Raw genomic sequence first — 18242 nt, 5'->3', positions numbered from 1 at the left:
CGTTGTAGGCGGCCACCGCCAGACGCACGTCGTCGAACCGCGCGAGCTGCTCGGCGAGGTAGCGCGCGCTCCCATCAATGGCGGGCCCCGGATCGAAAGGATCCTCCACGCCCAGCATCCGCGCCGTGCCTGGCATGAGCTGGCCGGGCCCCATGGCGCCCGCGGGAGAGATGCGGTGCGGGCGCTTCTCGGACTCCACCGTGACGAGCGCCTGGAGCAACCCGGACGGCAGGCGGTGGCGGCGCTCGGCCTCGGTGATCACCGGCTCCAGCGGCTCATGTCCGCTGAGCAGGCACGCCGGGCGGTGCCGTGCGTAGACCTCGAGCGCGTGCAGCTTCTCCTCGAGGAAGGACAGGGACAGGGGGAACACCGCGCTGCCGCCGAAGAAGCCCACCGACGCGTTGATCAGCACCAGCGGCGCGAGGACGCACAGCCCCAGCCACACCCACCCCGGAATGGGGAGACCCACCCTGACCCGCTTGCGCGCCACGGCTCTCACCTTTAAGGGCGCCCAGGCCTCCCGTCCAACTTCCGGCGCCCCGGTGCCGTGTCCGGAGGCAGCCGCAGGCCGTCCAGCACCAGCGTGGTGAGGGCGTCCGGCAGCTCCAGCGGGTTGCCGATCTCCTCCTCGCTGAGCACCGCCAGCAGCAGCCGCTCCACCGCGCCCACCACCGCGAGCCCGCTCACCGCCGGACGGATGGGGCGCAGCAGGCCGTGGGTGTGGGCCTTCTCGGTGATGTCCACCGCGTGCCGCGACACCAGCCGCGCCATCTCGACGATCTTGATCCGCGCCCCCACCGCAGGGCCCCGGCACTCCTGCAGGTAGAGCCGCACCACGTTCGGGTACTGCAGCAGCGCGCTGGCAATCACCGCCGCCACCGCCCGGTACGCGTCGAACATGGCCTCCACGTCTCGCGCCACAGCCAGGGCTTGGCCGCACGCCTCCATCCCATCGAGCAGCTCGCGCCGCGCCGGCTCCAGCAGTGCATCCACCAGCGCCGTCTGATCCTCGAAGTACCGGTAGAAAGTGCCCTTGGCGACGCCGGCTGCCTGGGTGATGTCGTCAATGGTCACACCCTCCAGCCCCCGCTCGACGAAGAGGCGAAGGCCTGCCTCGCTGAGCGCCTTCATCCGCTCGCGCCGGTTGGTCTCCCGGGGGCCTCCCTGGAGGCCAGGCCGGCTTCGGGCAGATGCAGAGGGTGGAGTGGGGGCGGACGGACGGTGTGGGTTGCGTCGAGAGCTCATTTCGTTGCGATCTATAAAAAAAGTGACCAAATAGTCATTATTTGGTGCGGGCGCGGAGAGGGGCCGGACGCGCCATTGGAGGTGGAGCATGATCGGAGTCCCGCTAGGCCTGCTCTACAGCAACTTCGGCGAGTGGCTGCTGCACAAATACGTCCTGCACGGGCTGGGAAAGAATCCCAAGAGCTTCTGGAGCTTCCACTGGCACGAGCACCACCAGAAATCGCGCCGCAACGAGATGGTGGACGACCAGTACACCTCGCCCTGGTGGCAGTGGTCCCCGCAGTCCAAGGAGCTGGTGGGGCTGGCTGCCGTCGTGCTGGGGCACCTGCCGCTCTTCCCTGTGGCCCCCTTCTTCACGGCCACCGTCTGGTACTCCACAGCGCGCTACTACCGGATCCACAAGCGGGCTCACCTCGACGCGACGTGGGCCAAGGAGCACCTCCCCTGGCACTATGATCACCACATGGGGCGGGATCAGAACTCGAACTGGTGCGTCACCCACCCCTTCTTCGACATCATCCTGGGGACGCGGAAGGAGTTCGTGGGTGCACAGCCGAGGGCGCCCGAGTCCGTGAAGTCCGAGCCCGTGAAGCCCGAGCCGCCCCAGGCCGCCGGTGCCGAGCAGGCGGGCCCGTCCGCGCCTGCCGCTTGAGTTCCCACCGGTTGCACTGACAAGAAGCGGGGTGTCGCGATGCTGGGGGCTCAGCGCCGAGAGCGCCTGGCCGCTTGCCCAGAGCCCTTCCGAGTCTTCGACGCGCCGGCCTTACGCGACTTGGAGGCCTTGCGAGCCACCGCCTTCTTCGGCGCGGTGAGCACGGTGTCCAGCGCCAGGAGTGCATCCGTGGTGGTGAAGATGCCCAGCACCTCGGCGCCGCGGACGATGACGGCCGAGCCGTACTTATGCCGCGCCATCTCCCGCGCCACCTCGGCCAGGGGAGCCTCCGGCGCCACGGTGTAGGCGTCCTGAGACATGGCCTCCTCGACGAGGACTTCCTTGGGGTCTACGTCCTTGAGCGTCTCAATGAGGTGCAGATCCCGCTGTGACACCATGCCGACGAGCCGCCCCCCCTCGAGCACCGGGAGGTGGCGGATGCCGTGGTCGTTCATCATCCGATGGGCCTCGGCGAGGGGGCTCTTCGTCCCGATGGTGTGGACGGAGCGGGTCATGAAGCTCTCAATGGCGTGGGTCATGGGCTTTCCTTCCCTCCCCTGAAGGTGAGAGCGCCCGGAGGCGAGTGCCATCCCGTGGACAACCTGGCACGTCTGGTTGGGGGGCAGGCTGGCGCGAGACGACGCGCTTGCGGTATTCCCAGTGCATAGCTTCTCCGAGCGCGTGCGGACCCGGTGGATGCCGGGAGGAGACCGGTCATGAAGAAGCTGGCGGAGAGGAACCCGGAGAAGCTCATTGATTTGCTCCACGAGCGGCGGACCTTCGAGCGGACCAGCGTCAAGCTCTATGACCGGGTCCTGTCGCTGATGGCCGCCTCTGAGGAGCCGCAGGTTCGCGGGATGCTGGACACGATGCAGGCCTACCGGGACGAGGAGGCCGAGCACCAGGAGTGGCTGGAGGAGCAGATCCTGGCGCTGGGCGGGGACGTGAACGCGGAGCCGGAGCGGTCCCGGCTGGCGGCCGCGGAGGCCCGTGGCATCGAGCAGGTCATCCTGCGCGACGGCGTGGAGCTGCACCACCTCTTCCACGCGCTGATGGCGGCGGAGCTGGTGGACAACGCGGGGTGGGATCTGCTCGCGGTGCTGGCGGAGGAGGCGGACGACGACGACGCGCTGGACGCCTTCCTGCTCCGTCAGGCCGAGGAAGAGGATCACCTGGAGTACCTGCGCCAGACGATGGCGCGGTACGCCGAGAGCCAGGTGCTCGGCGGGGCGCTCCAGCTCCCCACCGAGCCGTAGCGGGCGCCAGGCTCAGAAGATCAGATCGAGCACGTCCGCCTTCAGCCACAGGCCCGCGCACACGCGCACGTCCGCCGTCCAGTCGCGCTGGGGCAGGGTGCCGCTGGCCTCGAGCGTCAGCTCCAGGTTCTCCTGTTGGATCAGCTCATTGAAGTTCAGGATGCCGCTGCCCGTGGCGGTGATCTTCTGGGTGGCCTGCGGGTTGGCGGGACGCCGGTACTCGAGGAGCTTTGTGGGGGTGCTCTGGCTCGGGAGGCGGACGGCGACACTGGCCCGCTCGACGCCGCTCAGGTCCGGGTTGCCCGTCCGCGCCGTCACCTCGAAGAGGTGCACGCGCAGCTCCGCCTCGGTGCTCCCTTGGGGCAGGGTGTCGCGGACGTCGCCAATGGGAAAGTTGATCGTCTGTGAGACAGTCCCCGGGATGGGGATCGACGCCGGGAACTCGACGTTGCGCTGCGTCTTGCAGATCTCCTCGGTCTCCGCCTCGACGTAGAAGAGCGAGCCGCAGCCGGTGGCGAGCAGGGGAAGGGTGATGAGCAGGATGCGAAGGGAAGGGCGCATGGGTCGGCTCGATCAGAAGAAGTAGAGGAGGAAGCCCAGCTTGACGGAGGGCGTGGTGAAGCGGAACGCGAGCGGCTTCGCGGTGATGTCCGGGTCTCCGGTGACGTCCTGCAGGAGCCGCTCCGCATCGTCGATGGTGAGCGAGCCGTGGGCCAGGCCGACGCGGAGGGAGAAGGAGAAGCGCTCCGGCTTGCCCATCTCCAAGCCCACGCTGGCGCCGCCGTAGTTGAAGCCCACGTCGTTGATGGGCACGCTGCTCCTGAGGGGAATGCCGCCGAACCGGTCGACCAGCTCGTTGTAGTTGGCGTCGAAGTAGTGGCCGAGATCCAGGTTGAGGGAGGGGGAGACGAAGGACGACAGCGGCACCAGGCTGATCCCCCCGCGTAGTCCCAGGCTGAGGGTGTTCGTCGTGAGGCCGGCGTTGATCCGCAGCCACCGCACGGGCCGCACCACCGCGGAGAGGCCGACGCCGTCCGGCGCACCCACGTCCAGCATCACTCCGAGCCCGAGCTTGTTCGAGGCGTCTCCCGAGGCCTCGGCCTCGGGGGGGGAAGTGGAGTCTTGGGCCTGGGCCTCTGCGCCGGTGCTGAGCGCCAACACACAGGCCAGCATGGCGCCCGAGCGGAAGGCCGCAGAGGCGACGCGTCTGTTCATCAGAGTGGATGTCATAGGGGCAGTTTGGCCGGGACGGCCACGTCCCATCATTCGTGGACACGCGCGTAAAGAGAAGCGGAGCGCTGTGGAAATCGGACGCGCGGCGCCGGGCCTGCGTGGATTGACGCCCTTTCCGGCTTTGTGTGTCCCCGAGCAGCGCGGTGTTGGCGTGTCGACGCACGTCTCGTCCTGCGGGGTAGGTTTTCTCCCAGTGGAAGGATCTCCACATTCTCGGCCACGACGTGCGCGTGCCTGGGATCGGGCGCCCACGCAGATCTCTTGAGGGGGCCGGATGATCGACGAGGTGGACCAGCGCCTGAAGGCATGGGCAGGCGAGGTGTCAGGTGAGCTGCCGATCTCCTTCGTGGCGCCGGAGCGGAGCACCCAGCAGCAGGGCGTCAGCCTCTACCTGCTGGAGCTGAGCTCGGCGCCACCGGCCCGCTCCATGCGCCGAGTCCCGCTGCAGTTCTCCGTCTGTTACCTGGTGACCGTCAGCGCGGAGTCTCCCGAGCGCGCGCACCACCTCCTGGGGGAGCTCGTGTTCTCGGCGCTGGAGACGCCCGAGTTCGAGGTGGATCTCACCGCCATCCCGCTGGAGCTGTGGACGGCCCTGGGCGTGCCACCCCAGCCGGCCTTCCGCCTGCGCCTCCCAGTCCGGCGCGAGCGTCCGGAGCCGAACGTCCGGCGCGTGAGCTTCCCGCTCGTCACCCACCTGATCCCGAACGAGGCGCTGCTGGGCCGCGTCGTGGGCCCTGGGGATGTGCCCATCCCTGGCGCGCTGGTGGATCTGCCGGCGCTGAAGCTGAGCACGAGGACGGACGCGCGCGGCTGCTTCCAGTTCCCGCTCGTGCCGCCCCGCCAGTCCATTGGCAGATTGGAGGTGCGCGCCAAGGGAGAGGTGCTCCACGTGGGCGCCGAGGCGCTCACCGCCGAGGCAGGGCAACTGGTGATCCGCATGCCGTTGAAGGAGGGGTGACGTGCCGAACTATCTAACGCCCGGTGTCTATGTGGAGGAGGTCTCCACCGGGACACGCTCCATCCAGGGGGTGGGGACGACAACGGCGGCCTTCGTGGGGCGCGCGCCCCTGGTGGACGCACGCCTGCATGAGGCGGTGGCCATCAATGGCTGGCCCCAGTTCCTCAAGGAGTACACACGCCCGGACAGCCCAGGCACGGCCCTGTCTCGCGCCGTGTATGGCTTCTTCCTGAATGGGGGGAGGCGCTGCTTCATCGTCAACATTGGAGACAGCGCGCGCATCACCGGCGGCACGCGCCGGCGCGAGGGGCTGGCGGTGCTCGAGGAGGTGAGCGAGGTGGCCATGGTGGCGGCCCCTGGCTTCTCGGATTCGGCGGCCCACGATGCGCTGCTCTCGCACTCGGAGAAGATGAAGGACCGCATCGCCATCCTGGATGCGCCCGAGGACGTGGACGACATCGCACAGCTCACCCGGATCGCGCTGCTGGAGGCGCCTGGGGGCAAGCCCGGGGAGGCGACGGAGGGCAGGCCACCGAAGGGCCTGCGTCCCCGCATGTCCGATCAGGGGTTCGGCGCCTTCTACTACCCGTGGATCACCACGGTGGATCCGATGACTGGCGAGCGGGTGAACGTGCCGCCCTCCGGGCACATGGCGGGCATCTACGCGCGCACCGACGTGTCCCGCGGGGTGCACAAGGCGCCGGCCAACGAGGTGGTGTACGGCGCGGGCAACCTCGTGCGCCACATCACCCCCGAGGAGCAGGCGGAGCTCAACTCCAACGGCGTCAACTGCATCCGCTACTTCCCCAACCGGGGCATCCGCGTGTGGGGCGCGCGCACGGTGGCGGGCGCCGACAGCGAGTGGCGGTACCTCAATGTGCGTCGCCTCTTCAACTTCGTGGAGGAGTCCATCGCCCTGGGCACCGGGTGGACGGTGTTCGAGCCGAACAATCCGACGCTCTGGGGCAACATCCGCCGGGACGTGGGCGCCTTCCTGCTGCGCCTGTATCGCGACGGCGCGCTGCTGGGCCGCTCCGAGGAGGAGGCCTTCTTCGTGCAGTGCGACGAGCAGACCAACCCGCCCGAGAGCATCGACGCGGGGCAGGTGGTGGCGCTGGTCGGCCTGGCGCCGGTGAAGCCCGCCGAGTTCATCATCTTCCGCATTGGCCAGCACGCTGGTGGCGCGGAGCTGGAGGAGGTGAAGAATGGCTGAGGCAAAAGCCCCCGAGACGCCGCCGCCCTCGCAGGATGCGGGCAACCAGCCGGGCGCGCTGGTGGATCCGTTCCGGGCCTACAACTTCAAGCTGCTCATCGATGGTGTGACAGAGGGGCACTTCATCCAGTGCGGCGGGCTGCGCGCCGAGGTGAAGGTCATCCCCTACCGCGAGGGAGGCGGAGGCACGGTGACGCGCAAGCTGGCGGGCCAGCTCAACATGGGACAGCTGACGCTGAGCTATGGCTTCACCGCCTCGCCCGAGCTGTGGAACTGGTTCCTCGCCTCGATGAGCGGCCAGCCGCAGCGCAAGAACGTGTCCGTGCTGATGCTGGGGATGGATGGGTTGACCGAGATGCTCCGGTACAACCTCTTGGATTGCTGGCCCTGCGACTGGGAGGTGGCCGCGTTCGACGCTCTCAGCAACCAGGTCGCCATCGCGCGGCTCGTCCTCACCTTCGAGTCCATCAACCGTGGATGAGCGCTCTGAGAGAGGGTGGCGAGGCTCGCTGGCGCGCACCCTGGCACGCCGGGTGAGAGCCTGGGCGGACGCGGTGCTCGCCAAGCCCGCCGAGTCCCTGCCTGCACCGCAGGAGGAGGGGACTCCGCGGGAGGGTGAGGCCCCGCGCGAGGCTGCTTCCCTCGATGGACCTCCCACGGGCTGGCTGAAGGATGCCCAGGGACTGAAGGCCGGCCCTCCTGCGGACTGGATGGAGTTCGTTCGGCGGCACGGGCAGAACGGGCCTGGGCCCAGGGCGAACAGGGCCGTGGCTCCACGGGCCGTCTCACCGGAGCCACTCGTCTTGCAGCCATCTCCCGTGACGCAGCGGGCGGCGCAGACGGGGGAGGGAGCTCCGGCCCCCATGCCCCTGCCTCCCACTCAAGAGCGCGCCGAGGGGAATGGCGAGGCTTCATGGGCATCGTCTTCACCGCAGGGCTCGCCCGTCGTGAGCGAGCTCCACGCGCCACCTCGTGTGGCCCAGCGGGCCGAGGCTCCCGGAGCGCCCGCGCTCGAGCAGCCCGCCACCTCCACTCCTCTTGTGGCACCGGCGCCGGTCTTCCAGTCGCCCCGTGTGGAGCGTCTGGTGGATCGTCCCGTGCCCCGCCCCGAGCATCGGGAGGACTCCACCGTCGTTCCTCCTCGGAGCGAAGAGCCTGCGCCGGTGCCACGCCCTGCCTCCGGGCCTCGGCCGCCCGCTCCACGGTTCGAGCCGCGCGCTCCGGTGGAGCCAGAAGGGACACGGGCCTCCGCTCCGGTCGAGGAACGGAGGCCGACGCCCACTCCGCCTCGTCTCTGGCGTCCGGAGAACCGGCTCACGGCCGCTGCCGAGCCTCACGAGCGTCCCACCGTGGCCTATCCCTGGGGTGAAGAGCCAAGGGGGGAGCACAGGGGGGCTCCCGCGCAGGAGCCCCAGGAGGATCTGCAGGCGCTGATCACGCGCTCCTGGCCGGCTCTGGCGGAGGCGGCGGAGCCGAAGCGGGTGACGCCTCCTGGCGCGGACCCCGAGCCCTTCGAGGCCCACCGGAGTGGACCGTGGCCCGAGCTCCCCGAGCCTCCTCCCGCCGAGTCGCCGGAGGCGGTAGCGCTGCTGCGTCAGTGGGAGCGGCTGAGCCGGCTCGACCGTGAACAGCGAGGCGAGTGATGGAGCGCGTGGCCTTTCTCCTGGAGCCGAGTGGAGAGCGCATCGGCGCCCTCCTCAACCCCGAGACACTCGTGGTGCGCCGCACCGCGGGCCTTCGTCCGAGGCGTGCGGTGGGAGGAGGAAGCGCCGGGGGAGGGCCCACGGAGGATCCGCTCCTCTTCACGGGCGGAGGAACCACGGAGCTGCTGCTGGAGCTGCTCTTCGACGTCTCCCTGCTGGGCTCCTCCGTGCAGACCGAGGACGTGCGCGATCTCACCCAGCCGCTGTGGCGGCTCGCGGAGAACAGCGTGGCGGAGGGAGGCTTTGGCCGTCCTCCTCGAATGAGGATCGTCTGGGGCAAGCGGCTCAATGAGCCCGTCGTCGTCGCCTCCATCGCCGAGCGGTGGGAGCACTTCACCCCCTCCGGTGCGCCCCAGCGCTCCTGGGTGCGCATGCGCCTGGTGCGTGTCGAAGAGGCTGCCTCCGAGTCCGCCGAGGTTCCGCCCGTGCCCGCTGGGCTCACCGCGGAGCAGGTGGAGGAGCGGCTGTCGCCGGAGTCTTTCGAGGCCCATGAGGTGCTGGGCGCCGGGGGAGAGCCAGGACAGCCTCCCGTCACGGGCCAGCGCCTCGACGAGGTCGCCCATCAATACTACGGAGATCCTTCGCTCTGGAGGCTCGTCGCCGCGCTCAACGGCATTGACGATCCGATGCGCATCCCGGCGGGGACGGTGCTCCGGTTGCCCACGGCCCAGGCGCTGCGGGGGGGGACATGAGCGGCTTCCGCGGCCTGCCCTCGCTGACAATCGAGCTGGGGGGGACACCGCTCCCACCCACCGAGCTGCGAAGCCTGGGCTCGGTGCGCGTCCAGCAGCGGCTGTCCCTGCCCACCCTGTGCGAGCTGATCTTCCAGGATCCGCGCGGGCCCCTCGCCTCCAACGGGGTTGCTCCCGGCACCTCGCTGCGCGTGTCCACCGCGGCCCAGTCCGAGCCCCTCTTCACAGGCGAGGTGACCGCGGTCGAGTACGCTCACGTGGCCGGTGCGCCGCGCGAGGTGCGCGTGCGCGGCTACGATGTGCTCCACCGCCTGCGCAAGCGCCAGCCGGTGCGGGCGCACGTTCAGGTGACGCTGGGGGATGTGGCACGGGAGCTGGTGGCGGACCTGGGACTCTCCGTGGATGCCGCCTCGCCGGGGCCGCTCTGGCGGCAGCTCGTCCAGCACGGCCAATCGGACCTCGACTTCTTGACGGAGCTGGCGGACCGCTGCGGCATGTACCTGGTGCTCCGAGAGGGCGCGCTGCGGTTGATGACGCTGGAGGGCGAAGGCGAGCCCCTGCCCCTGCTGCTCGGCGAGTCGCTCCTGGAGGCCACCGTGGAGGTGAATGGAGATCCGGCCTGCCGCGGGGTCTCCGCGGACGGGTGGGATCCGCTCCGGGCCCGGCACCACTCCGCCCGCACCTCCCAGGCCCGGCAGGGACGCAGGGTGGAAGTGGAGGCCCCCCCCGGGCTCCTCGGAAGCCCTGGCGAGCGCGCCCTCGTCAACGAGCTGGCGGAGGGGGATGCCCACGCCGAGGCCGCCGCCCAGGCGGAGCTGGATCACCGGACTGCCCGGGAGGTGGTGCTCACCGCCCTGGCGGAGGGAGACGCGCGGCTGCGCCCAGGTGCGCGGGTGGAGGTGCGCGGCATCACCCCCGCTGCGGCCGGCCGGTACGTGCTCACCGCCGTCAACCATGTGCTGGATGTCCAGCGAGGCTTCGTCTCGGAGCTGTCCTCGGCGCCGCCGCAGCGCAAGGCCCGGACGCATGCCTCGGGCGCGACGCTGGGCGTGGTGAGCCGCGTGGATGATCCGGAGGGGCTGGCCCGGGTGCGCGCCACGCTGCCCGCCTATGGCGGTGTGGAGACAGAGTGGATGCAGGTGCTGAGCCTGGGGGCCGGCTCGGGCCGGGGGCTGGTGATGCTGCCGGACGTGGGCGATCAGGTGCTGCTCGTCCTGGCGGACGGAGATCCCGCGCGCGGCGTGGTGCTGGGCGGGCTCTTCGGTGAGCAGGCCCCTACGGACTCGGGCGTCGAGGGGGGCGCGGTGCGCCGCTACTCGGCGCGGACGGCGGGGGGACACAAGCTCGTGTTCGACGACCAGGGCCGGACGCTCCGCCTGGAGGATGGGACGGGCAGCTACCTGGAGCTGACGCCCTCTGGCGTGCGCCTCCACTCGAAGGTGCCGCTGGACATCGAGGCCCCCGGTCAGCCGGTGGTCATTCGCGGGCAATCCATCGACTTCCGGAGAGGGTGAATGCGCTTCCTGACTGTCGACGCCCTGCTGGTGTGCGCCCATGAGCTGGGGAAGGTGGGGATCGTGGCCTCGCAGTCCTGGGTCACCGTGGAGGGGCGGCCCGTGCTCGTGCGGGCGGATCCGGAGGGAAGGCCCATCGCGGGGTGCCCGAACATCGGCCCCACCATCAAGCCCTGCACGAACACGCTCGCTGTGAAGGAGGGCTACTCCTCGTTCATCCGGATCGACGGGAAGCCCGTCTGCCTGGACACGGTGAGGGGGCTCACGGACGGCACGCCGCCTGGAGTCGTCGAGTACAAGGTGAACGCTCCCGGGCAGCTGCTCGTCACGGAGGCAGGATGAACGCGCCCCGCTACCGCGCCTGGCGCTTCGTGCACCCGGACCTCGACATGGGCGAGGAGCAGGCGGGGCTGCGCATCGCCGCCACGGGCTCCGTCGACATGGTGGAGGAGCACGCCGCCATCCGTCAGGCCGTGCTGCTGCTGCTGACCACGCTCCCGGGAGAGCGCGTCATGCGGCCAGAGTACGGCTGTGATCTGCACCGGCTGGCCTTCTCGCCCAACGACGACACCACCGCGGGGCTCGCCATCTACTACGTGCGCCGTGCGCTGGAGCGCTGGGAGCCGCGCATCCAGCTGCTCCAGGTGGACGCCGGCCGCAGTCGCGAGGAGGCGTGGCGGCTGGACATCAGCGTGGAGTACCGGGTGCGCTCCACCCAGCGCGGCGATCGGTTCATCTATCCCTTCGTGCTCGCGGGAGGTCCTGGCTGATGTCGCTCCCGTCCCCGCAACTGGATGATCGGACGTTCCAGCAGCTGCTGGAGCAGGCACGGGCCCACATCACCCAGGCCTGCCCGGAGTGGACCGACTTGAGTCCGCATGATCCGGGCATGGTGCTGCTGGAGGCCTTCGCGCACCTGACGGAGACGATGCTCTACCGGCTCAACCGGCTGCCGGAGAAGGCCTATGTGGAGTTCCTCCGGCTGCTGGGCGTGCGCCTCCAGCCTCCGGCAGCCGCCTCTGTGGCGCTGCGCTTCAGCGTGAGCCGCCCGGCCGAGCACCCGGTGGACATTCCCCGTGGCACCCGCGTCACCCTGGCGCGCTCGAGCGCAGGCACCGAGCCCGTGGTCTTCCTCACGGCGGACGCGGCCCGCATCCCCGCGGGGCAGACCGAGGTGGACGTGAGGGCCTACCACTTCGAGCAGGTGGACGCGGAGCTCGCGGGCCAGGGCACCGGCCAGCCGGGCCTCTCGGTGCGGGCGCGCCGGCCCCCCATTGTCGCTCCCACGGGAGACTCGTTGGATCTGGTGGTGGGCGTGGAGGCGGCGGCCGGTGAGCTGGACGGCCGCGCCCCGGCACGCAAGCACGAGGGCCGCACCTACCGCATCTGGCAGGAGGTGGATGACTTCGCCTATCTGGCTCCGGACGAGCCCGCGTACGTGGTGGACCGGATGACGGGCACCATCACCTTTGCTCCCGCCGCGCGCATGACGGGAGAGGACGGCACGCTGGACGAGGCTCGGGCGCTGGCGGCCATTCCCCCGGCAGGGCGCGCCATCCTGCTCTGGTACCGGCGGAGGGGAGGCGCCTCGGGCAACGTCGCCGCGAACACGCTGGAGGTGCTCAAGGATCCCATCCCCGGGGTGAAGGTGACCAACCCTCAGCCCGCCGTGGGGGGACGGCCCGCGGAGACGCTGGAGAACGCGCTGGTGCGCGGGCCTCAGGAACTGCACTCGCTGCGGCGGGCCATCACGGCAGAGGACTTCGAGCTGCTCGCGCTGCGGGCCTCGGGAGCGGTGGCGCGCGCCAAGGCCGTCACCCTGGCGCAGATCTGGGCGCACGCGCCCGCGGGCACGGTGGAGGTGCTGCTGGTGCCCCACCTGCCGCCGGAGGTGCAGGGCCGCTATGGCGAAGGGGTGACGGTGACAGCGCTGCGCCAGCACGAGACGGAGGAGGCGCGCGCCCGCATCCAGAAGGAGCTGGAGGAGCGCAGGCCGCTCGGCACCGAGTGCTGGGTGGACTGGGGACGCTACAAAGTCCTGAGCGTGCTGGCGCGCGTGGTGGCCCACCGGGCGGAGGACGCCACGGCCTTGCGGCAGCGGCTCCTGGAGCGCCTCTACCGCACCCTCACGCCGCTGCCCTCTGCGCTGCGGCCGGGGGGCTGGGGCTTCGGCCAGGCGCTCCGGGCCTCGCACGTCTACGACATCCTCCTGTCCGAGCCGGGCGTCAGCTTCGTGGACCGGGTGCGGCTGCGCGTGGACGAGGTGCCGCAGGAGGTGCGCACGCTGGTCGCCGACAGCTTCCAGCCACGGACGTTCTATGCGGGGGGAAGCGAGACGCTGTTCCGCTCGGTGAATGCGGGAGACGGGTGGGAGCCCGTGGGACGCTTCGCGGGCGAGCAGGTGGAGGTGGTGGAGGCGCACCCGGGCCGCGCCGGGCTCGTGGCGGTGGCGTGCCGGCTCATCGACGACAAGGAGCAGCGCTCGCGGCTCCGCGTCACCACGGACTGCGGGGAGACGTGGGACCGCGCCACGCACACGTTGGACACGGTGGAGGATCTCGCGTGGACGCTGCGCGATGGCACCCCCGTGCTGCTCATTGCCACGCGCGTGGGCCTCTTCGAGCTGGCGATGAGGCCCGGCGCCACACCGCTGCAGGTGCTGGTGGACCCCAACAACCAGGACCTGGGCTTCTTCGCCGTGGCCGCCACGGCCGAGGTGCGAGGCGGGGTGAGCGTCGCGGTGGCGGGGATGGGACAGACCGGCGTCTTCCTCTCCAGCGCTGGGGGCCGCGGCAGCACCTTCCGCTCCATCGGACTGCGCGGCCAGGATGTGCGCGTGCTCGAGGTTCAGCGGGATGGGCCGCGTTCCTTCCTCTGGGCCGGGCTGGCGGCGGCCAGCGGCTCGGATCCCGGGAAGGGCTGCCTGAGCCGCGAGCTGCTGGGCAGCGCGGAGCCACCGGACGGGTGGCGCGCCTTCGACAAGGGCTGGGACGGGGGGAGCTGCCTGGCGCTCGCCTTCGCCGGCTCCACCGTGTACGCCGGCTCGCACCGCGTGGGCGTGCTGTGGCAGGACGCGAGCCGCCCCAACTCCGCCTGGCAGCGGCCGGACGTGGGCAGTGGCCTGCCGCTCCGCGAGGCCGAGCGGCTCTTCCAGCCCGTCTACGCCTTGGCCACGGCCCCCGAGGGCGCACCGCTCCTGGCGGGAGGCCCGGGCGGGGTGTTCCGCCGGCCCGCGGGCAGCGAGCGGTACGAGCCCTGCTCCACGCGGGAGTTCACCGAGAAGGTGACGCTGCCGCCCACCTGGCTCTTGTGCTCCGGCTCTCACGAGCTGGAGGTGGTGACGGACGATGAGGAGCGCTGAGATCCTTCGGCTGCTGCCCGGCCTCTTCCAGCGGACCTCCCGCGAGGGCAGCCCGTTGATGGCGCTGCTCGGGGTGATGGACGTGCTCCACGCTCCCTCGGAGGCCACGCTGGAGGAGCTGGACGCGCTCTTCGATCCGCGCCGGGCGCCAGAGCGCTTCGTGCCCTTCCTCGCGCGCTGGGTGGATCTGGATCTGCCAGTGACGACGGGGCTGGGGCGCCTGCGCGAGCTGGTGGCCGCCGGGGTGGAGCTGTCGCGGTGGCGGGGGACGGCGCGCGGGCTGCTGCTGTTTCTGTCCACCGCCACGGGCCGCAAGGACTTCGAGCTGGATGAGCGGGTGCCTGGCCCGGACGGCCTGCCCCGGCCCTTCCACATTCGCGTGCGCGCCCCGGCGGAGCTGGCGCCACACCGGCCCATGCTGGAGCGGATCATCGAGCTGGAGAAGCCCGCCTACGTCACCTACGAGCTGCACTTCGCGCAGCTGCCTCAGCCAGGAGCAAGTTGATGCCACGCGCTTTCGACATCACGGCCGCCACGGAGTCGGTGAGCCTGACCCACAACGGGCAAGGAGAGCTGGCCTTCACCGTGTCCAATGCCCTGCGTGCCCCCGTCCGCGCACGCGCCACGTTGATGATGGACGGGCAGGCCCGCCGCGAGTGGGCGAGCATCTCCGGAGGAGAGGAGCGGGACTTCGCCCAGGATGGGACGCAGCAGTTCATCGTGAAGTTCCAGGTGCCGCCGGGGACGCCGCCAGGCCGCTACACATTCCACCTGCTGGTGTCGGACGTGGGCAACCCGGATGAACAGTACGCGGACGGGCCCACGGTGTCCTTCACCGTCCCGGAGGCGGCGCCGGTGAAGAAGAAGGCATTCCCGTGGTGGATCGTCGCGGTGGCGGCGGGGGTGCTCATCATCGGCGGCGGCGTGGTGGCCATCCTGGCGAGCCGAGGAGGCCCTGAGCTCGGCGAGCCCTGCGAGGGGGCGGCGTGCGGCAAGGGCCTGGCGTGCTCGAGCGAGGAGGGCGGTGTGTGCCTGGGCGAGCTCGGCTTCAAGGGCTGCGAGGAGAACGGACAGTGCCTCTCGGCACACTGCGAGGCGGGCACGTGCCAGGAGGCTGAGCTGGGACGCAACTGCGGCTCTGGCGACACCTGCCCTCCCCGGCAGAAGTGCGCCTCCCTGCTGGGGACGAAGACGTGCCTGGGTGCGCCGGGTGAAGCCTGCACGGGCGACGGGCAGTGCACCAGCCTCTACTGCAAGGACGGCAAGTGCATGCGGGACGATGGAAAGTGCGAGAGCAGCGCCGAGTGCCGGGCTCCCTCGCAGTGCCATACCAACAACATCTGCCTCCTGCCCAACGGCCAGAGCTGCTCGTCCAACGGCGTCTGCATCTCCGGGTTCTGCCAGGCCGGCAAGTGCCAGCAGGCCCCGGTGAGGTGCCCGATCTGTCCCCGGTTCTTCTCCTGCGTGGCCGGGAGGTGCATCCGGAGCGACAGGCTCCCGAGGGTCAACGAGGAGTTCCTCCGCGGCCCAAGCCGGAGCCTCACCCTCCCCCAGAGGCAGATTCCCTAGCCACCCCGCTCCGGTACCGCGCCATGCCCGCTCCCAAGCCCTTCACCGTGGTGCTCCTCCTGGCGCTCTTCCTCTGCGTCGCGCTGTACGTGCTGGGCGTGGGCCTGGGCGCCACGGACAACTCCCGGGCGGGCCGCTCCTCCATGTCCAAGGGGGAGCGTCAGCGGCTGCGCGATCGCTTCCTCAAGCCGCGCCCGGTCAAGGCGGAGGAGCTGCAGGCGGACTGCCCGCTCAGCAACGGCGTGCTGACCGTGGAGCGGGGGAGGTCCTGCCGGGTCACCATCGCGGAGGCGGGCGCGCGGGGGCGTACGGTGGAGGTGGCTCCCGCGGGGCCAGGCTCGGGCGGCGTGTCGTTCGAGTTCACGCCGAAGAGCCAGCCTGGGCTCCCCATCTCGGAGGAGCTCCTGACGGCGCCCCAGAAGCTCGATGTGATGAAGGAGGGCGCCGAGCTGGTCGTCACCTGTCGCAACGCCGCGACGGGCGGGGGGCAGCCCGGACGCTGTCAAGTGCGGCTGCTCGGAGGGCCATGAGCCCACATCCTCCTGCGCAGTCCAGCCTGTTCCAGGCCCAACACCCGTGTCAGAATCGGAGGTTTTTGCTGAGAGTCCGACAACGCACAGGTGAGAGCAACGATGCCCGCAGCAATACAGCCCCTGGTGAGCGCCCTGCTGGAGGCTCGGTACTTCGAGGATGCGGCCGAGGGGGTGCTTCGGGGCATGCTCCAAGTGGTAGAGGAGGCGCTCGCCGCAAGCCCCTATGCGGGGAAAGGGCGGCTGCTGCGAGGCATCATCTACCTGCGTCCGGGAGAGGCCATCCGCGGCCTGGCGGTGGTGGATCTGTCGGGAGGCAAGGCGGATAAGGCGGGGCCCCTCCAGGCCTCCGCGACGGCCTGGCGCTCGCTCCAGGAGCACCGCTGCGCCGTCTCCATCGACATCGCCACGCGGACGCTCCAGCCGCACCGCTCGGACGCGGCGCGCAAGCAGATGCCGGCTCCAGCCGAGAGTGGCGAGGACTTCAACAGCCAGGAGAGCCAGCAGCGCTTCCTCGGGCGGGAGGCCTCTCACGTCTGTGTCCTGCCGCTGCGCAACCTGGGAGGCCACATCGACGGAATGGTGTCGCTGGAGGCGAGCTGCCCGGCGGCCATGGGGCAGCCCTTCATCTGGCAGGGCTGCGAGGCGCGGCTGCAGCTGCTGGCCGATATTGCCGCCCCCTACCTGACGGGCCTGTCGCCGCGGCCGGTGAAGACCACGGAGGTGGATGAGTTCCTCCCGGTGGTGGGCAGCACCATGGGGCAGATGCTCCCCATGCTCCGGGTGTTCGCCCAGGAGGAGGAGACGCTGCTCATCTCCGGGCCTACGGGAGCGGGCAAGTCCCGGCTGGCGCGCTGGTGCCACCAGAGCTCCCCCCGGCGGCAGCGCGCCTTCGAGGCGTTGGATCTGATGACGGTGCCCGAGGAGCTGCAGATGGCCGAGCTCTTCGGCTGGAAGAAGGGCGCCTTCACGAACGCGGTTCGCGACAACGCGGGCTGCATGGCGCGCGCGGAGGGGGGGACCTTGTTCATCGATGAGATCGACAAGCTCTCGCTCAAGGCCCAGGCGGGCTTGCTGCATGTGCTCGAGGAGCGGGCCTACCGCGTGCTGGGAGACGACTCGAAGGACCGGCGCGCCAACATCCGGTTCATCATCGGCACCAACACGGATCTCCGGAAGTCCGTCGAAGAGGGGCGGTTCCGGGAGGACCTCTACTACCGCATCAACGTGCTGCCCATCACCGTGCCGCCGCTCGACGCGCGTCAGGACGAGCTCCCCCTGTGGGCGGACTACATGGCCAACCGGCGTCACCGCGAGCGCGCCCCGGACGGCAAGGCGCGCCTGACGGTGGAGGCCCAGCGGCGGCTGAGCACCAGCTCCTGGCCGGGCAACCTCCGCCAGCTCGACAACATCGTCCGCCGAGCCCTTACGCTCTCCATGGTGGAGCATGGCGGCGCGCGCGATCTGGTGCTGGAGGAGCGGCACATCGAGCAGGCGCTGGCCTTCGAGCAGGGTCCGGACTCGCCTAACCTGCTGAAGTCCATGCGGGCCGCGGCGCTGGCCTTCTTTAACGAGGCGCGGCGGCGCCAGGGGGCGCCGCTGGAGCTGGACATGGCGGATGCCTTCCGAGGTTTCGTGCTCGGGGTGGGCTTTCAGCAGGTGGGCCGGGAGGAGGCCATGCGGCTGTTCGGCCTCGACGCGGCGATGAAGAACCGGAACCACCACCGGATCCTCCGCAGGGAGCTCGAGCGGGTCGAGGCCCTCTACAAGCTCCTAGGGAGCGAGCCGGATGAGTTCCTCGAGCAGCTGAAGCCTGAGTCCGAGGGGTGAGGAGTGGCGCGCCTGGATGACCTATGAGGTAGGGTAGCACCTGGGTGGACAGGGGTGTCCGCCAGGAGGTGCCCTGTGGAGCCGGTGCATGCCAGGAGGCCTGTCGTTCTCACTCCTGGCATGGAAGTGGGCCCCTGGCGCGTGCTGGGGTGCGGCGGCGGTGGCGTCTACGGCGTCGTCTACCGCGTCGAGCGGGTGGGGCAGGAGAGCGCCGGGCCCTTCGCCTTGAAGCTGGCCCGCTACCCGGGGGATCCCCGCTTCGAGCGAGAGGGCGAGCTGCTCTCGCGCATCCACCACCCCCAGGTACCTGGGCTTCATGATCGAGGGGAGTGGGCGGCTTGTGGCGACGTGCCCTATCCGTACCTCGTCATGGCTTGGGTAGAGGGCGTGCCGTTGTACGCGTGGGCGTCCCAGCAGCCGCGCTCCCAGCGTCAGGTGCTGCGGGTGCTGGCGCAAGTGGCCAGGGCGTTGGAGGCCACGCACGCC

21 protein-coding genes are annotated in these 18242 nt (G+C 70.4%); 16 read left to right on the top strand and 5 right to left on the bottom strand.

Going from position 1 to position 18242, the window contains the following annotated elements:
• Positions 1–490, bottom strand: a 490-nt coding sequence (locus tag VD972_RS12570; protein WP_324985865.1) for a lytic transglycosylase domain-containing protein, incomplete at its 3' end; no start/stop codon positions are given.
• A gap of 11 nt (positions 491–501) precedes the next feature.
• Positions 502–1131, bottom strand: a complete 630-nt coding sequence (locus tag VD972_RS12565; RefSeq protein ID WP_324985863.1) for a TetR/AcrR family transcriptional regulator — start codon at positions 1129–1131, stop codon at positions 502–504.
• A gap of 202 nt (positions 1132–1333) precedes the next feature.
• On the opposite strand from VD972_RS12565, the gene VD972_RS12560 reads away from it, so the two are divergent.
• Positions 1334–1897: a sterol desaturase family protein gene (locus tag VD972_RS12560; RefSeq protein ID WP_324985860.1), complete on the top strand. Its 564-nt coding sequence runs from the start codon at positions 1334–1336 to the stop codon at positions 1895–1897.
• A gap of 50 nt (positions 1898–1947) precedes the next feature.
• On the opposite strand, the gene VD972_RS12555 is transcribed toward VD972_RS12560, so the two are convergent.
• Complete coding sequence (locus tag VD972_RS12555) at positions 1948–2436, bottom strand: CBS domain-containing protein (protein WP_324985858.1); 489 nt, start codon at positions 2434–2436, stop codon at positions 1948–1950.
• Positions 2437–2613: 177 nt separating this feature from the next.
• Here VD972_RS12555 and VD972_RS12550 point away from each other — a divergent pair, with 177 nt between their 5' ends.
• Positions 2614–3153 carry a hypothetical protein gene (locus VD972_RS12550; RefSeq protein WP_324985856.1) on the top strand — a complete coding sequence of 180 codons (540 nt, stop codon included), beginning with the start codon at positions 2614–2616 and terminating at the stop codon, positions 3151–3153.
• A 12-nt stretch (positions 3154–3165) separates the two neighbouring features.
• Here the strand turns inward: VD972_RS12550 and VD972_RS12545 are convergent, their stop codons facing one another.
• Entirely contained in the window at positions 3166–3714 is a 549-nt protein-coding gene (locus tag VD972_RS12545) for a hypothetical protein (RefSeq protein ID WP_324985853.1), read from the bottom strand.
• Positions 3715–3726: 12 nt separating this feature from the next.
• Entirely contained in the window at positions 3727–4368 is a 642-nt protein-coding gene (locus tag VD972_RS12540; protein ID WP_324985850.1) for an autotransporter outer membrane beta-barrel domain-containing protein, read from the bottom strand.
• Between the two features lie 292 nt (positions 4369–4660).
• Here VD972_RS12540 and VD972_RS12535 point away from each other — a divergent pair, with 292 nt between their 5' ends.
• From VD972_RS12535 to VD972_RS12470, 14 genes are all read left to right on the top strand, one after another.
• Complete coding sequence (locus VD972_RS12535) at positions 4661–5344, top strand: carboxypeptidase regulatory-like domain-containing protein (protein WP_324985847.1); 684 nt, start codon at positions 4661–4663, stop codon at positions 5342–5344.
• A 1-nt stretch (position 5345) separates the two neighbouring features.
• Complete coding sequence (locus VD972_RS12530; protein WP_324985844.1) at positions 5346–6557, top strand: phage tail sheath family protein; 1212 nt, start codon at positions 5346–5348, stop codon at positions 6555–6557.
• Positions 6550–7038: a phage tail protein gene (locus VD972_RS12525; protein ID WP_324985841.1), complete on the top strand. Its 489-nt coding sequence runs from the start codon at positions 6550–6552 to the stop codon at positions 7036–7038. Before VD972_RS12530 ends, VD972_RS12525 begins: the two co-directional genes overlap by 8 nt.
• A complete protein-coding gene (locus VD972_RS12520; RefSeq protein WP_324985838.1) occupies positions 7031–8200 on the top strand; it encodes a hypothetical protein in 1170 nt (389 codons plus the stop codon). Before VD972_RS12525 ends, VD972_RS12520 begins: the two co-directional genes overlap by 8 nt.
• A gap of 8 nt (positions 8201–8208) precedes the next feature.
• Entirely contained in the window at positions 8209–8952 is a 744-nt protein-coding gene (locus VD972_RS12515; protein WP_324985836.1) for a hypothetical protein, read from the top strand.
• Positions 8949–10466, top strand: coding sequence for a phage baseplate assembly protein V (locus tag VD972_RS12510; RefSeq protein WP_324985833.1), 1518 nt, complete (start codon positions 8949–8951; stop codon positions 10464–10466). The genes VD972_RS12515 and VD972_RS12510 overlap by 4 nt, the downstream gene beginning before the upstream one ends.
• Positions 10467–10808, top strand: a complete 342-nt coding sequence (locus VD972_RS12505) for a hypothetical protein (RefSeq protein ID WP_324985830.1) — start codon at positions 10467–10469, stop codon at positions 10806–10808.
• On the top strand, positions 10805–11236 hold the full coding sequence (locus VD972_RS12500; protein WP_324985827.1) for a GPW/gp25 family protein: 432 nt from the start codon (positions 10805–10807) through the stop codon (positions 11234–11236). Before VD972_RS12505 ends, VD972_RS12500 begins: the two co-directional genes overlap by 4 nt.
• The gene (locus VD972_RS12495) at positions 11236–13827 is read left to right on the top strand and encodes a putative baseplate assembly protein (protein ID WP_324985824.1); all 2592 of its coding nucleotides are present in this window, start codon (positions 11236–11238) and stop codon (positions 13825–13827) included. Before VD972_RS12500 ends, VD972_RS12495 begins: the two co-directional genes overlap by 1 nt.
• Positions 13814–14332: a phage tail protein gene (locus tag VD972_RS12490; RefSeq protein WP_324985821.1), complete on the top strand. Its 519-nt coding sequence runs from the start codon at positions 13814–13816 to the stop codon at positions 14330–14332. Before VD972_RS12495 ends, VD972_RS12490 begins: the two co-directional genes overlap by 14 nt.
• The gene (locus tag VD972_RS12485) at positions 14332–15396 is read left to right on the top strand and encodes a hypothetical protein (RefSeq protein ID WP_324985819.1); all 1065 of its coding nucleotides are present in this window, start codon (positions 14332–14334) and stop codon (positions 15394–15396) included. Before VD972_RS12490 ends, VD972_RS12485 begins: the two co-directional genes overlap by 1 nt.
• Before the next feature lie 23 nt (positions 15397–15419).
• Positions 15420–15926 (top strand): hypothetical protein, encoded by a 507-nt coding sequence (locus VD972_RS12480; RefSeq protein WP_324985816.1) that lies wholly within the window; start codon positions 15420–15422, stop codon positions 15924–15926.
• A 102-nt stretch (positions 15927–16028) separates the two neighbouring features.
• Positions 16029–17756 (top strand): sigma-54-dependent transcriptional regulator, encoded by a 1728-nt coding sequence (locus tag VD972_RS12475; protein ID WP_324985812.1) that lies wholly within the window; start codon positions 16029–16031, stop codon positions 17754–17756.
• Positions 17757–17876: 120 nt separating this feature from the next.
• Positions 17877–18242, top strand: a 366-nt coding sequence (locus VD972_RS12470; RefSeq protein ID WP_324985868.1) for a phosphotransferase, incomplete at its 3' end; no start/stop codon positions are given.

It is taken from the genome of Hyalangium sp., from assembly GCF_035629615.1.
In the GTDB taxonomy this organism is placed as follows: Bacteria; Myxococcota; Myxococcia; order Myxococcales; family Myxococcaceae; genus Hyalangium.
Note: the sequence above shows the minus strand (reverse complement) of the source record. Positions and strands in the feature narration are given on the sequence as shown.

Bases quoted from the DNA above. Each gene is read 5' to 3' on its own strand.
- VD972_RS12505 (WP_324985830.1), top strand. From the start codon at position 10,467: ATGCGCTTCCTGACTGTCGACGCCCTGCTGGTGTGCGCCCATGAGCTG.
- VD972_RS12535 (WP_324985847.1), top strand. From the start codon at position 4,661: ATGATCGACGAGGTGGACCAGCGCCTGAAGGCATGGGCAGGCGAGGTG.
- VD972_RS12545 (WP_324985853.1), bottom strand. From the start codon at position 3,714: ATGCGCCCTTCCCTTCGCATCCTGCTCATCACCCTTCCCCTGCTCGCC.
- VD972_RS12475 (WP_324985812.1), top strand. From the start codon at position 16,029: ATGCCCGCAGCAATACAGCCCCTGGTGAGCGCCCTGCTGGAGGCTCGG.
- VD972_RS12550 (WP_324985856.1), top strand. From the start codon at position 2,614: ATGAAGAAGCTGGCGGAGAGGAACCCGGAGAAGCTCATTGATTTGCTC.
- VD972_RS12490 (WP_324985821.1), top strand. From the start codon at position 13,814: ATGAGGAGCGCTGAGATCCTTCGGCTGCTGCCCGGCCTCTTCCAGCGG.
- VD972_RS12500 (WP_324985827.1), top strand. From the start codon at position 10,805: ATGAACGCGCCCCGCTACCGCGCCTGGCGCTTCGTGCACCCGGACCTC.
- VD972_RS12495 (WP_324985824.1), top strand. From the start codon at position 11,236: ATGTCGCTCCCGTCCCCGCAACTGGATGATCGGACGTTCCAGCAGCTG.
- VD972_RS12480 (WP_324985816.1), top strand. From the start codon at position 15,420: ATGCCCGCTCCCAAGCCCTTCACCGTGGTGCTCCTCCTGGCGCTCTTC.
- VD972_RS12560 (WP_324985860.1), top strand. From the start codon at position 1,334: ATGATCGGAGTCCCGCTAGGCCTGCTCTACAGCAACTTCGGCGAGTGG.
- VD972_RS12485 (WP_324985819.1), top strand. From the start codon at position 14,332: ATGCCACGCGCTTTCGACATCACGGCCGCCACGGAGTCGGTGAGCCTG.
- VD972_RS12525 (WP_324985841.1), top strand. From the start codon at position 6,550: ATGGCTGAGGCAAAAGCCCCCGAGACGCCGCCGCCCTCGCAGGATGCG.
- VD972_RS12565 (WP_324985863.1), bottom strand. From the start codon at position 1,131: ATGAAGGCGCTCAGCGAGGCAGGCCTTCGCCTCTTCGTCGAGCGGGGG.
- VD972_RS12510 (WP_324985833.1), top strand. From the start codon at position 8,949: ATGAGCGGCTTCCGCGGCCTGCCCTCGCTGACAATCGAGCTGGGGGGG.
- VD972_RS12555 (WP_324985858.1), bottom strand. From the start codon at position 2,436: ATGACCCACGCCATTGAGAGCTTCATGACCCGCTCCGTCCACACCATC.
- VD972_RS12540 (WP_324985850.1), bottom strand. From the start codon at position 4,368: ATGAACAGACGCGTCGCCTCTGCGGCCTTCCGCTCGGGCGCCATGCTG.